General features: G+C 72.7%; 8 protein-coding genes and 1 tRNA gene. 6 read left to right on the top strand and 3 right to left on the bottom strand.

Translation table 11 applies throughout. The features are described 5' to 3' along the window. Positions 1 to 252: 252 nt before the first annotated feature. From NAEX_RS13510 to NAEX_RS13525, 4 genes are all read left to right on the top strand, one after another. Positions 253 to 2,235, top strand: a complete 1,983-nt coding sequence (locus NAEX_RS13510; RefSeq protein WP_096327915.1) for an IgGFc-binding protein — start codon at positions 253 to 255, stop codon at positions 2,233 to 2,235. Between the two features lie 124 nt (positions 2,236 to 2,359). Further along, the gene (locus tag NAEX_RS13515; protein ID WP_170135695.1) at positions 2,360 to 3,646 is read left to right on the top strand and encodes a dicarboxylate/amino acid:cation symporter; all 1,287 of its coding nucleotides are present in this window, start codon (positions 2,360 to 2,362) and stop codon (positions 3,644 to 3,646) included. Between the two features lie 175 nt (positions 3,647 to 3,821). Then, positions 3,822 to 6,845: a serine/threonine-protein kinase gene (locus NAEX_RS13520; RefSeq protein WP_096327917.1), complete on the top strand. Its 3,024-nt coding sequence runs from the start codon at positions 3,822 to 3,824 to the stop codon at positions 6,843 to 6,845. Positions 6,846 to 7,228: 383 nt separating this feature from the next. Beyond that, on the top strand, positions 7,229 to 7,540 hold the full coding sequence (locus tag NAEX_RS13525) for a hypothetical protein (RefSeq protein ID WP_143140696.1): 312 nt from the start codon (positions 7,229 to 7,231) through the stop codon (positions 7,538 to 7,540). 144 nt (positions 7,541 to 7,684) lie between these two features. On the opposite strand, the gene NAEX_RS13530 is transcribed toward NAEX_RS13525, so the two are convergent. Then, a tRNA-Cys gene (locus tag NAEX_RS13530) sits at positions 7,685 to 7,755 on the bottom strand. 506 nt (positions 7,756 to 8,261) lie between these two features. On the opposite strand from NAEX_RS13530, the gene NAEX_RS13535 reads away from it, so the two are divergent. After that, entirely contained in the window at positions 8,262 to 10,031 is a 1,770-nt protein-coding gene (locus NAEX_RS13535) for a M61 family metallopeptidase (protein ID WP_143140697.1), read from the top strand. A 69-nt stretch (positions 10,032 to 10,100) separates the two neighbouring features. Here the strand turns inward: NAEX_RS13535 and NAEX_RS13540 are convergent, their stop codons facing one another. Both NAEX_RS13540 and NAEX_RS13545 read right to left on the bottom strand, forming a co-directional pair. Next, positions 10,101 to 12,374, bottom strand: a complete 2,274-nt coding sequence (locus tag NAEX_RS13540) for a response regulator (protein ID WP_096327920.1) — start codon at positions 12,372 to 12,374, stop codon at positions 10,101 to 10,103. Between the two features lie 53 nt (positions 12,375 to 12,427). Next, complete coding sequence (locus tag NAEX_RS13545; protein WP_211302408.1) at positions 12,428 to 13,294, bottom strand: CAP domain-containing protein; 867 nt, start codon at positions 13,292 to 13,294, stop codon at positions 12,428 to 12,430. A 113-nt stretch (positions 13,295 to 13,407) separates the two neighbouring features. On the opposite strand from NAEX_RS13545, the gene NAEX_RS13550 reads away from it, so the two are divergent. Beyond that, positions 13,408 to 13,770 (top strand): cupin domain-containing protein, encoded by a 363-nt coding sequence (locus NAEX_RS13550; RefSeq protein WP_096327921.1) that lies wholly within the window; start codon positions 13,408 to 13,410, stop codon positions 13,768 to 13,770. Positions 13,771 to 13,980 lie beyond the last annotated feature (210 nt).

Here is a 13,980-nt window from a genome sequence, read left to right on the forward strand (position 1 = left end):
GAGCTCGGGCCCCGCCTCGTCGAGCGGCAAGACGTGGTCGCTGGGCGTCGCGACCTCGCAGGCCGCCAGCAAGACCCCCGCCGCGCAACGCCGTCCTCGCCTGCCGGCCGCCACTTCGCCAATTTAGCCGGCCCCCGGTGGGCCTGTCCACAAGGACATACGCGGGCTCGGGCCGATCCCGGGCGCATGCGCGGACCTTGGGGCGTCCGCCTGGATCTTGTCGGGCCGTGGGACCCGCGGCACCATCGGACCATGATCTTACGCCGGCTCGCCTGTCCGACCCTGGCCCTCGCCCTCGCCGGCTGTCCGGGGCCGAGCACCCCGGCCGAGACCGAGAGCGAGACGACGGCCACCACCGCGAGCAGCGGCAGCAGCCCGACCGACACCACCGGCCCCTCGACCAGCACGAGCACCGCCGGCCCGACCAGCGAGCCGACCACCACGGAGTCCGGCTGCGACGGCGCCGACGAGCGCTGCGACGGCGAGCAGCACCAGATCTGCGCCGGCGGCAGCTGGGTCCCCGACCCCTGCCCCGCCGGCTTCGGCTGCGAGAGCGGCGCCAAGTCGTGCCAGCCGTGCGACTGCGTCGCCCCGCCGACCTGCATCGACGCGATGACGCTCGAGACCTGCGACTGCCTCGAGCCCAAGCAAATCACATGTCCCGAAGACCAGGCGTGTGACGCGGAGGCCGGGGGCTGCAGCGCCATCATCTGCACCCCCGGCGAGCACACCTGCACCGACCAGAACACCCGCCAGACCTGCAACGAGTACGGCACCGGCTTCGACCCCCCCGAGCCGTGCGACGGCGACGAGCTGTGCGACCCCGACATGGGCGCCTGCCAGCCGGCCTGCGCCGTGGTGGCCAAGCGGCAGTCGAGCCTGGGCTGCGAGTTCTGGGCGGTCGACATGGCCAACGTCCCGCCGCGCGACGCCTTCGTCTACGCCGTCGCGGTCTCCAACCCGAGCGCCACCGAGTCGGTCAACGTCGAGATCTTCGACGGCAACAAGAACGGCGCCGAGCAAAAGCTCTTGACCGGCGTGATCGCCCCGCGCCAGGTCCGGACCTTCCTGCTGTCGGGCAGCAGCAACAACCAGACCGGCTTCTACCCCGGCGACGCCGGCTTCACCGGCTCCGGCATCGCCCCCGGCCGGGCCTTCCGCGTCGTCTCCGACCTGCCGATCGTCGCCACCCAGTTCAACCCGCTCGGCGGCGCGCTCGCCTTCACCACCGACGCCTCGCTGCTGCTCCCGACCCACGCGCTCGGCACCCGCTACTTCCACCTCGCGTGGGGCGAGGGCCTCGGCAGCGGCTCCTCGCTGGTCGTGGTCGCCACCGCCGACGACACCACGATCTCGATCAAGCCGACCGTCAGCGTCGCCGGCGGTCAAAACGGCCTGCCGGCGATGCTCGCGGGCGTCGCCACCGAGATCACGCTCGACCGCTACGACTACGTCCAGCTGCAGACGATCGCCGGCGACACCACCGGCTCGGAGATCGTCGCCGACAAGCCGGTCGCGGTGTTCGGCGGCCACTCGTGCGGGCAGGTGCCGAACAAGACGGTCACCTTCTGCGACCACCTCGAGGAGCAGATCTTCCCGGTCGACACGTGGGGCATCGAGTACGTCGCCCTGCGCAGCCCCCCGCGCGGCACCGAGGACATGTTCTGGCGGGTGCTCGCGCGCGAGACCGGCGCCACCGTCACCTTCACGCCCAAGCCCGAGGGCCTGGAAGAGGCGACCCAGACCATCCCCGCCGGCGGCTTCATCGAGTTCAACGCCAGCGGCGACTTCCGCATCCAGGCCAACAACCCGATCCTCGTCGCCGGCTACATGTACGGCTCCGAGGCCCCCGGCGTGCCGGCCGACGGCAACCCCGGCGACCCGTCGATGGTCCTGATGGTCCCGACCGAGCAGTGGCTCGGCGACTACGTGTTCCTGGTCGACAGCTCGTACGCCAACGACAACGTCCGCCTCGTCCGCAAGGCCATGAACAACAACGTCGAGCTCGGCTGCCTCGGCGGCCTGGTGCCCGAGGACCACTGGGAGCAGATCGCCGGCACGCAGTACCTCACCGCCGTCGTCAACATCAACCCCGGCGAGGCCGACTGCAAGCCGGGCACGAACACCGCCTCGGCCAAGACCACCACCTTCGGCGTCATCGTCGTCGGCGAGGCCCAGGGCGCCTCGTACGCCTACCCGGGCGGCATGGCGCTGAAGGAGATCGCGCCGGGCTGAGCGCGCGGCGGGACCGCCTCCGGCCCGCGCCCGCCCGCGCCGCGGCGGCTCTCCCGCCGCCCGCGTCGACGAATCGCGCCCGTGTGCGCGCGGATGGGTCCGCATGTCCTACCATGCGCGCCACATGCCGCTGCACACCCGGATCTTGCTCGGCCTCGCGGTCGGCGCGGCCCTCGGCCTCGGCGCCAACCTCGGGCTCGGCGCCGACCATGCCGTCGTCCAGCTCGCGCTGAAGTACGTCGCCGGACCGATCGGGCAGGTCTTCCTGCGCATGTTGTCGATGGTGGTGATGCCGCTGGTGTTCGCCTCGATCGCCCTCGGCGTCGCCGGCGTCGGCGACATCCGCCGCGCCGGGCGCATGGGCATCAAGACCCTCGCCTTCTTCCTCACCACCACCGCGCTCGCCTCCGCTCTCGGCCTCTTCCTCGTCAGCGTCGTCGACCCCGGCGCCTACGTCTCGCCGGCGGTGCGCGACGAGCTCGTCGCTCAATACGCGCGCACCAGCGGCCCGCCGCCCGCCCCGACCTCCTTCGGCGTCGAGACCTTCGTCGGCATCGTCACCCGCAACCCGCTCAAGTCGGCCGTCGACGGCGACATGCTCGGCGTGATCTTCTTCGGCCTGATGTTCGGCGCCGGCATCACCCTGATCCGCGAGGACCGGCAGAAGACGATGATCGGCTTCCTCGAGGCGCTCGCCGACGTCATCTCGGCCGTCGTCGACATCGCCATGAAGCTCGCGCCGTACGGCGTGGCCGGCCTGATCTTCGGCGTCACCGCCCTGTTCGGCTTCGCCCTGCTGGCGCCGCTCGGCGTCTACGTCGGCCTGGTCCTGTTCGCCCTCGCGCTGCACGCCGTCGGCACCATGGGCCTCGTGATCCGCGGCCTCGTCGGCGTCGGCCCGCGGGTCTTCTTCTCCAGGATCCGCGCCGCCCTGGTCACCGCGTTCTCGACCTCCTCGAGCAGCGCCACCCTGCCGACCAACCTCCTCGTCGGCCAGCAAAACCTCGGCATACCGCCGCGGATCTGCGGCTTCGTCTATCCGCTCGGCGCCACCATGTGCATGAACGGCACCGCCCTGTTCGAGGGCATCACGGTGATCTTCCTGTGCCAGGTGTTCGGGGTGACGCTCAGCCTCGGCCAGATGGCCGTCGTCATCGCCCTGGCGGTGCTCACCTCGGTCGGCGCCGCCGCCGTCCCGGGCGGATCGATCCCCCTCCTGGTCGGCATGCTGACGATGTTCGGCGTCCCTGGCGAGGGGATCGCCGTCATCATCGGCATCGATCGGATCCTCGACATGGCGCGCACCGCCGTGAACGTCCTCGGCGACCACGTCGCCGCCGCCTTCGTCGCCCGCAGCGAGGGCCTGTGGAGCCCGGACCACCTGACGAAAGTTGTTCCCACGGACAGGTGAGCCTGCCTCGCACCCGGGGTGGTGCGGCCCTTGTCCCCCACCCCCCCCCGCGCGGCTCGCGTCGGCCTGGACCGCGCCGGCCCGGAGGGTGCGCGCTCGATCGCACATCGAAACCGCGAGGTCGGGTGCAAGGCCCAGTCGTCGGGGCCCACAGAACTCGGTATGTTAGTGCTCCATGGCGCCCCTTCTCGAGCAGGCTGGCGATGTCGCCGCGTGGAAGCCTCGTTCTGCGCTTCTCGGCGTGCTGCTGGCCAACCGCTACCGGATCACCCAATCCATCGGTCAGGGTTCGACCGGCGCGGTCTACCGCGCCGACGACCTCTTGATGAACCGCCCGGTGGCGGTCCGGATCCTCGTCCCGAGCCTCGCGCAGAACCCTGCCTTGGTCTCGCGGATCCGCGCTCGCATCGACCGCAACGTCAAGATCCAGCAGCAGCAGCCCGACGCGCTGGTCAACCTCGTCGACGCCTTCGACGTCGGCATGACCCTCGAGGGCGAGCTCTTCATCGTCACCGACTTCCTCGACGGTGATCATCTGTCGGCGATGCTCGAGCGAGGCGGGCGGCTGCCGTGGTCACGCGCCCGCCACCTCTTCATCCGCCTGAGCCAGCTGCTGCAGGCGCTGCACGAGCGGGGCATCGTCCTCGGCACGCTGCAGGCGCAGCACTGCTACGCGGTCCGCAACCGGCCGAAGAACGAGGCGATCAAGATCGTGAGCACGGCGGTGTTCGAGCACATCGCCGCCAACCTCGGCCCCGGCGCCGGCGAGGTCGGGGCGCAGATGGCCCGCTACGCCGCGCCCGAGCAGGGCTGCGGCGAGCCGATCGACATCCGCACCGACGTCTACTCGCTCGGCATCATCGCCTACGAGCTTTTGACCGGGAAGCTGCCGTTCAACGACACCAACCCGATCCGCCTGGTCGCGCAGCACCTCCACGCCGCGCCCACGCCGCTGCGGCAGGCCGCGCCCGACGCCGAGATCCCGGCCGCGGTCGAGGAGGTCGTGCTCAAGGCGCTGGCCAAGTCGCCCGCCGATCGCCACCCGAGCATGGAGGCCTTCGCCGCCGCGCTGTCGGCCATCCCCGCCGACGAGCCCGGCACGCCGGTGGCCACCGTCGCCGCGACGACCGCTGCCGCCGCGCCCGCCGAGCCGGCCCCGGCCCCCTCGCCGCCCCCGCCGCCGCCGGCCCCGGCCAAGCCGCTGGCCTCGTCGCTACCTGTCTCTTCGGACAACCTGTCCGCACCTGTCCCTCCGGTCAGCTCGGCGGCCGCCGCAGGGGCCGTGGTCGAGGAGTCGCCGCCGCGCCCCAACGCCGCGCCGGCGAAGATCGCCCCGTCGGTGGTGATGCGCGGGCTGATCGACGCCCCCGCCACCCCCCCGGCGCCGCCTCCAGCCCCGCCGACCTCGATCGCCCCGCCGCCGCCGGTCGGCCCGCGCCGCCCGCCGTCGATCGCGGTGCCGACGCTGATCCCCTCGCCGCGCCGGCCGTCCGAGCCGGTCGCCGCGGCGCCTGTCTCTCCGGCCATGTCCGAAGGGACAGCCGAGAAAGCCGCCGCTGCCGAGACGCCCCCGCCTCCGCCCGCACCCCCCGCATCCGCGCCCGAGCCCGTCGCGGCTGAGCCGCCGCCGCCGGCCGCTGCGCCTGCGGCCGCTGAACAGGCCGCCGTCGCCGCCGTCGCCGCCGCGCCCGCTGCTGCGCCGGTCGCGGCTGCGTCTGTCGCGGCTGCGTCCGTCGCGGCTGCGTCTGGCGCTGCCGAGCCCGTCGCCCCTGCGCCCGCCGCCCCCGCGCCCGTCGCCCCCGCGCCTGCGGTCGCCGCCTCGCCACCGCCCCCGGCTGCCGCGCCCGTCACGCCTGCGCCCGTCGCCCCCGCGCCCGTCGCCCCCGCGCCCGTCGCCCCCGCGCCCGTCGCTCCTGCGCCCGTCGCTCCCGCGCCCCTCGCCGCCGCTCCCGTCACGCCTGCGCCCGTCGCCGCCGAGCCGCCGCCCCCGCCGGCACCCGCCCCGGAGCCGGCCCCCGCGGTGGTCGCCGCGGCGCCGCCCCCACCTGCCCCTTCGGACAGGCCCGCCGAGGCCCCGCGCCCCGCCGAGATCGTGCGGATGCCGGCGCCCGGCGACTCGGCCCGCGCCGCGGCGAGCGAGTCGATGCGCGCCCCGGTGCCGGCCGATTCGCTCCGCGCCCCCGCCCCCGCCGACTCGGCTCGCGCTGCGGCGCCAGCCGACTCGGCCCGCGCGCGAGCCCCGGCCGCCGAGATCGTGGCTGTCCCTTCGGCCCTGTCCTCTCAGCCAGAGGAGATCCAGCCGACCGCCTCGGTCAGCGCCCGCCGGGTCGCGGCCGCGGACGTGCACCCCGAGGCGCTGCGGGCCGCCGCGCTGCGGCAGTCGCAGTCGGGCGAGCGCCTGACCTCGAGCGCCGAGCTGCGGCCGACCGAGTCGATCATCGCCGAGCTGCCGAAGCGCAAGACCCCGTGGGTGGCGATCGTCGGCCTCGGCGCCGCGCTGGCCGCGGGCGCGGCCGCGTACATCCAGACCGAGCCCGAGATCGCCCCGCAGGGCAACCGTTCCGTCACGCCGCCCCCGGCCAAGGTCGAGCCGAAGCCCGCCCCGCAGGTCAAGGCCGAGCCGCCGCCGACCCCGACCAAGGTCGAGCCTCCGCCGCCCGATCCGGTCCCGATCGTCGCCCCGCCGCCTGACCCCGAGCCCCCGCCGCCCGACGTCGAGGCCGAGGAGCCGAAGAAGAAGAAGAAGAAGCGCACCAAGGCCGCCGAGCCCGAGGAGGAGGAGGAGGATCTGTTCGATCAGGTCCGCAAGCACATGGAGGCCAAGAAGGCCCAGGAAGAGGCCTACAAGAAGGCCGCCGAGGCCGGCACCTCGCTCCCCGGCCCCGCGCCCACGCCGGCCGCCACCAGCCCCACGCCCGCGCCCGCGCCCAAGCCCGCCGCCGAGGACAACGCGACCAAGGCCAAGGACGCCCTCGAGCGCGCTCGCCAGGCCGCGCAGCAGGGCAACCACCCGCTCGCCTACAGCCTCGCCAAGCAGGCCAATACCCTCGCGCGCACGCAGGAGGCGATCGAGCTCATGGGCGTCTCGGCCTGCAAGGCCGGCAACGCCGACAACGCCAAATCCGCAGCCGACCAGCTCACCGGCGCTCGCCGCAGCGCCGTCTACAGCGCCTGCGCCGGCAACGGAATCACCCTCTGAGCGGTTTTCCCGCCTCGACCTCGCCGCCCGCTGCCGTCAGCGTGGCGGCGAAGTCGTTTGCGGCCGAGCACGAGGCGCCTGCGGCGCAAGTGGCCCGGGCCGTTCTCGCTGTTTCGGTGAAACTCCCATGAAGCGGCTGAAGGCCCTGCGCCCGCCGCTCCGACGCGGGACAGCCCAACCTTCAATTCCCGTCGAGGCTCGAACCCGACTGATCCGCTCTGCAAGCGGCCACCGACGGAGCTGTCCTCTGCCGGAAGCTTTCAAACGCTGGCGGGGGCTTCCGAGAGGGGGGTACCCGGCTTCCCGTAGCCGGCATCGAGCGAGCCGGCGGCCGCGGAACGCGTTCGTGGCGCCGGCGAGCGAGGGTGTTATGGTTCAGTCGCTTGATGAACCCCTCGGGCCTGCCGGACCCTCCGCCACCGTACCCCAGGAAGGTGCTTCCACTGGCTGTTTTGCTCGTGTTCGTCCACGGCTCGATCACGCTGTCGGCCGTGCTCGACAGCAGCGGTGGAGACGGCGGCCTGGCGGCAGTCGGCGTGTTCATCACCGGCCTGTTCATCCTGTTCACCGCGCTGGCACTCCTCGGTGCCATCGCGGCCTTCATCGAGAGCGACGTGGCATGGGCCCTGCTTGTCCTGCCTACGCTCGGGCTGGTGCTCGTCGCGCTGGGGCTGATCTTCTACATGCTGGATTGAGTCGGCGCGCGAACGATGGGCGACCGCAGGGCCGCGCCTAGGCCACATGTCGAGCTCGCCAAGCCGGTCTCGAAAATTCTGGCGAGCTACGCCAGGCAGCACGAGCCGCTCGGACACGGGACCGACTTCTCTGACTCACGCAAGAGGTCCCGTCGGGATTCGAACCCGACTGACCCGCTTTGCAGGCGGGCACCTGACCACTCGGACACGGGACCTGAAGCTCGATTCGGCGATACGCGAATGCACCCAGCCGCGAAGACGCGCTGATGTGAATCACGCGACCATGGATGAATCGACGCTGCGCACCTGCGAATGCGTCGAGTCGACGGGCGGGGCGAATCGCGGACATGCCGTCCACGGGGCGCGCCACCCGGCCCACGGGCCGAAGTCCCCTCGCGGGGTGAATTGTGCCTGCAGCTCGAACCGAGCCGCCGCCTCAGGGCCGACAACAACACGGCGACGTCGCCAGCCGCGGCTGAAAGCGCGCGCGCGGCGACGGTGCGATGTTGGCGGGACCGGGCATGATGCGAATGAGGTACCACCGACTCGCCGGCGCGTCAACTCCTACGATTGTCCGCTCGACGCATTTTCACCGCAGCCCCGCGCGGCCCGCTCTACGGCAATCACAACACCATGTCGACCCCGTCGCCCCCGCCGCACCGGCAGCCACCCGCGTCCCTCACCGCTTGAGTCGCCCGCGCGGCCCCGTTACTGTCCCGCCTTGCCTCGCCCGCGCTCGCTCGCTCGCCTCTCGTTCCTCGCCCTCGCCGCCGCCTGCACGGCTTCGTGCCCGGCTCCTGCCCCCGCCCCCGACCGGCAGCCTGCAGCCGCCCCTGCGCCTGCGCCCGAGCCCGTCGCCTACGCCCTCTCGCCGGTGTTCGAGCAGGACGCCCTCGTCGCCCTGCAGGTCGAGGTGCGCCTGCGCGGCGACGCCGACGGCCTCACGCGCCTCAAGCTGCCCGACCACTGGGGCACCGCGCGCGAGCTGTGGACCCTCCTCCGCGACTTCACCGTCGAGGGCGCCACCGTCGCCGACGACGCCGATCCCTCCATCCGCCGGCTCACCGCCGCCCCGGACGCCCCGCTGGTCGTCCGCTACCGCGTCGTCAGCGGCTTCGACCGCGACCCGACCGCCGAGGACGGCCAGCCGTTTCTGCCGATCATCCGGCCCACCTGGTTCGACGTGTTCGGCGAGGCCCTGTTCGCCTACCCCGAGGGCCGCGAGGACGACCCCGCGACCTTCACCTGGCGCGACGCCCCGCCGGCCTTTCGATTCGCCAGCGACCTCGAGCACCTCGCCGGCGCCCGTCCCGGCGTCGTCGGCGACGTCCTCGAGAGCATCGTCATCGGCGGCCCCGACCTCGACACCCGCGCCCACGGCCAGGTCCGCGTCGCCATCCTCGGCGACTACGACTTCGGCCACGACGCCTTCTTCGACCTCTCGCTGGCCGTCATCGCCGCCCAGCGCGAGTTCTGGGGCGACGAGGACGCCCCGTTCTTGATCACCCTCGCGCCGCAGAAGAAGATCGACGGCAGCATGACCTACGGCGGCACCGGCCGCTCCGACGCCTTCACCCTCACCGTCGCCGAGAACGCCTCGATCGCCGACCTGCGCCACCTCCTCGCCCACGAGTACTTCCACACCTGGAACGCCCGCCAGCTCGGCGGCCAGGCCGATGGCCCCGCCGAGGGCGCCGGCAAGTGGTTCGCCGAGGGCTTCACCGAGTTCTTCACCTGGCGCCTGCTCCTGCGCGCCGGCCTCTACAGCCTCGAGGACTTCGTCACCGCCTGGAACGGGGCCCTCCTCGAGTACTGGACCTCGCCGGTGCGCGACGAGCCCAACGCGCGGATCGTCGCCGACTACTGGAACGACCACGCCGTGAGCCGCCTGCCCTACCGCCGCGGCCCCCTGCTCGCCGCGATCTGGGAGCAGCGGCTGCGCCAGGCCACCGCCGGCGCGCGCGACCTCGACGATGTCCTCAAGGCCATGCGCGCCAAGGTGAAGGCCTCCCCCGTCAAGCTCGCCCCCGACGCCGCCGGCGTGTTCCCGCCGGTCTACCGCGAGCTCGGCGGCCCCGACCTCGCCGCCGACCTCGCGCGCTTCGTCGACCAGGGCGTCGCCATCGAGCTGCCGGCCGACGTGTTCGGCCCGTGCGTCCGCGTCGTCGACAGCGTCCGCCGCGAGTTCGAGCGCGGCTGGGACGTCGACGCCACCGCCGCCGCCGGCCGCGTCGTCACCGGCCTGCGCGAGGGCTCCGCCGCCTGGCGCGCCGGCCTGCGCGACGGCATGGCGATCGTCGAACGCGAGGCCGGCGTACTCGGCGACTCGACCGTGCCTTACGTCCTCCGCGTCCGCGACGGCGAGCGCGAGCGCGTCATCCGTTTCAAGCCCGAGGGCGAGCGGGAGCTCCCGCTGCAGCAGCTCGAGCTCGCCCCCGACCTCACGCCCGAGCGCCGGGCCGCCTGCGCCCGCGAGCTGTCCGGCGCCTGATCTTTGGCACATGCCCGGTCGAGCATGTCCATGAGGGCATGCCCTCCAAGACATGCCTCGAGCGCCACCTCAGCGCCGGACGAAGTGCGCCGCGAGGCGGCGGATCTCCCGCATCAGGCGGTTGCGGGAGTACATCCCCTTCTGAATCACCTGCTCGACGCGGCCGCCGAGGCGCTCCCAGTCGTCGCGGGCCAGCTCCTGGGCCGCCATCACCGCCACGGGCACGCGCACGAACTCGGGGCGGCTGCGGATCCGCTGCAGCACCTCGTAGCCGTCGAGCTCGGGGATCTTCAGGTCGAGCAGGATCAGGCCCGGGCGGCTCTTCTCGATCATCTCGAGCGCCTGAGGTCCGGTGCTGGCCACCCGCACCGACCAGCCCTCCTCGAGCAGCGTGCGCTGCAGCAGCTCGCGCAGGCCCTCGTCGTCCTCGACCACCAGGATGTAGCCGTCGCGCACCGGCACCAGCCGCTGGATGCTGGCCACCAGCTGCTCACGGCGCAGCGGCTTGGTCAGGTAGTCGTCGGCCCCGAGCGCCAGCCCGAGCGGCTTCTCGTCGAGCATGCTGACCACCACCACCGCCGTGCCCTTGAGGTCCGGGTCGGCGCGGATCGCCTGCAGCACCGCCCAGCCGTCCATCCCGGGCATCATGATGTCGAGCGCGATCACCACCGGCTTGAGCCGCTTGGCCAGCGCCAGGCCCTCCTTGCCGGTCGCGGCGCCGTAGACCTCGAGCCCCTCGCGGCTCAAGATCCGCTCCATCAGGTCGTAGACGTTGGGGTCGTCGTCGATGACCAGCATCGCCTGCGGCGCCGCCTCGCTGCGCGGCCCGATCGGCAGGCTCGGCTCGCGCGAGCCCTCCTCCGCCGGCAGGCTCGAGCCGATCACCCGCGCCGGCAGGCGCACGCGGAACGTCGAGCCGGTGCCCGGGATGCTCTCGACCGCGATCTCGCCGGCCATCATCTGGCAGAACCGGCGGCTGATCGCCAGCCCGAGGCCGGTGCCGCCGTACTTGCGGGTCGTCGACGAGTCGCCCTGATAAAACGTCTGGAACAGCCGGTTCGTCTGCTCCGCCGACATGCCGATGCCGTTGTCGGCGACCACGAACTCGAACCAGTCCTGGCTGGGGTCGCGCGGCTCGCCGGCCTCCGCCGCGGCGCTCGGCAGCCGCCGCACCTCGAGGGCGATGCGCCCGCGCTCGGTGAACTTGGCCGCGTTGCTGAGCAGGTTGAACAGCACCTGCCGCACCTTGGTCAGGTCGGCCGTCATGTCGCCGAGGTCCTCGGCGATGTGCAGGTCGAACGCGTTGTTGTTCTGGGCCATCAGCCGCTGCGCCGTGTTGCACACGTCGCTCAGCATGCCCTGCACCGAGAACGTCTCGATGTGCAGCTCCATGCGGCCGGCCTCGATCTTCGACAGGTCGAGGATGTCGCTGATGATCCCGAGCAGGTGGTTGCCGGCGCCGTGGATCTTCTGCACGTCGACCGCGACCTGGTCGCGATGCCCGCGCAGCTCCTCGAGCACGATCTCCGAGTAGCCGATGATCGCGTTGAGCGGCGTCCGCAGCTCGTGGCTCATGTTGGCCAGGAAGGCGCTCTTGGCCCGGCTGGCCTCGATCGCCTCGTCGCGGGCCACCTCGAGCTTCTCGTTGAGCTCGCGCAGCCGCCGCTCCGAGCGCACGCTCTCGCTGATGTCGGTCGCCACCCCGATCGCCCCGAGCTGGGTCCCGTGCGCGTCGTGGAACGGCGCCGTCCAGGTCTCGAAGTGGCGGTCGGTGAACTCGAACACCCCGCGCAGGCTCAGGCCCTTGAGCGCCCGCCGCACCCCGTCGAGCAGCGCCGGCAGGCCGGCGAACACCTCGTACACCGGCTCGCCGAGGTAGCCGCGCGGCTCGAGCCCCAGCGCCTGCAGCCCGCGCCCCTCGAGCAGCAGCAGCGCCCCGCGGGCGTCGGTGGCGAACAGCACGATCGGCACGTTGGCGACCACGCTGCGCAGCACCTCGCCCTGCAGCGCGCGCGGGTCCTCGGCCGGGCGACCGACCACGCACACCTCTTCGCAACCCGGCTCTTGGACCATGGTCCATGCGACAGCCAGCTCGCCGGCCCGCGGGCGACAGACCACGCGCGCCGTCTCGCCGGCGCAGGCCCGCCGCCAGGCCTCGATCCACGCCGGCTGGTCCACCGGACGCAGCAGTTCGACGAACAACATGCCGAGCGGCGGACCGCCGAACAGCTGGCGCAGGCCGACGTTGGCCGCCTGCAGCTCGCCCGCGGGGCCGAGGATGGCGAGCCAATCGCTCGAAAGATCGAGGAGGCGGGAAAAGCTCGCGCTCACGAGGTTCGGCATGCCCGGACGGCGGACATGGTAGCCGGACGCGCGGCAAAAATGCTACGCGCGCGCTACTTCGCCCCGAACACTTGCGTCCACAGGTGGCCCCACTGACCGCCGGGGTAGTACCCGACGCCGATGTGCTCGAACTCGGGGTTCATGATGTTGGCGCAGTGGCCGGCGCTGTTCATCCACTGGTCCATCGTTCCGGCCGCGTCGGGCGACCCGCCGGCGATGTTCTCGCCGGCGTTGCTGTAGTTGCCGTAACCCGCCTTGCCCATCCGGTCCCACGGCGGCTCGCCGTCCGGGTTGGTGTGGTCGAAGAAGCCGCGGTCGTTCATGTCCTTGGAGTGCATGCGCGCCGCGCACCGCAGCGCCGGGTCCATCGTCAGCGGGCCCGCGGGCCCGAAGTTGCCCTCCGCGCCGCAGTTCGCGCCCTCCGCCCGCCTTTGATTGACCAGCGCCAGGACGTCCTCCTCGAGCTGCGCCCATGCGGGATCCCAGCCCTTCGCCGGCTCGCAGTAGGACACGCCGTCGGGGACGTCGGGGTTCGCAGGCTCGCCCGTGGTGGACGTCGACGTCGTGCCGGGGTCGGCGGTGCCGCCGGAGGGATCGTTCGTGGTGCCGGGGTCCGGACCGGTGGTCACGTCCGGCGCGGTGGTCACGTCCGGCTCGGTGGTACCGGTGGCGGTCGGGCCGCCGGTGGTCAGCGCGGGCGAGGTGGTGGCGTCGTCGTCCGTGGTCGTGCCGGGATCGGTGAGCGCGCCAGAGATCGAACCACCGCCCCCGTCGGTGGCGTCGCTGCCGCCCCCCGGGTCGCTGCTGCCGCCGTCGGTCGAGCCGGAGATCGGCGCCGTCTCGTCGGCGCCGATCCCCGAGTAACAACCAGCGACGAGCACCGCGAGCACCACCGCCGAGAGGCGAAGCGAACTGAGCATGCTCCGACCTTAACCTCCGCCGCGCGCTCGCCTCAAGCCCTCGTCATCCGCGACGCGCGGTCTGGGGCCTGCGGACGACATCTGGCGCGCGGCCCTCCGGGTAACCTCCCCCCATGCCCAAGCTCATCGCCCAGCCCACGCGCGTCGTCGCCGACGGCGAACCGCCCAAGCTCATCGACGAGTACGTCGGCCGCGTCAACACCCACGCCACCGCCGTCAGCATCGCCCACATGCGCTCGCCCGCAGGCTGGCGAGAGCGCGGCCAGAGGCCCGAATTCGACGAGTATTCGCTGGTCCTGCGCGGCACTCTGCGGGTCGAGCACGACGGCGGCACCCTCGACGTGGGCGCCGGCCAGGCGGTGCTGGTCCGCGGCGGCGAGCACGTCCGCTACAGCACGCCCGGCGAGGAGGGCGCCGAGTACATCGCCGTGTGCCTGCCGGCCTTCTCGCCCGCCACGGTCCACCGCGACCCGTGACCTTTTGAACATGTTCGCATGGGCATGCCGGGGGAGACATGTTTATAAAAACATGCCCTCGAAGACAGGTCTTGAGCGGCCCACGCGCAGCGCCCGGGTCGCCCGACGCCCGCTCACGGCTCGCACGCTCGCAGCGCCCTGAACCGCCGTGACGGCCGGGCGCGCCGGCGCCGACCCGCGAGTCCGCGGCCGGCCGCGCGAGGGCTCCCC

This window comes from Nannocystis exedens (assembly GCF_002343915.1).
GTDB classification, from domain to species: Bacteria; Myxococcota_A; Polyangia; order Nannocystales; family Nannocystaceae; genus Nannocystis; species Nannocystis exedens.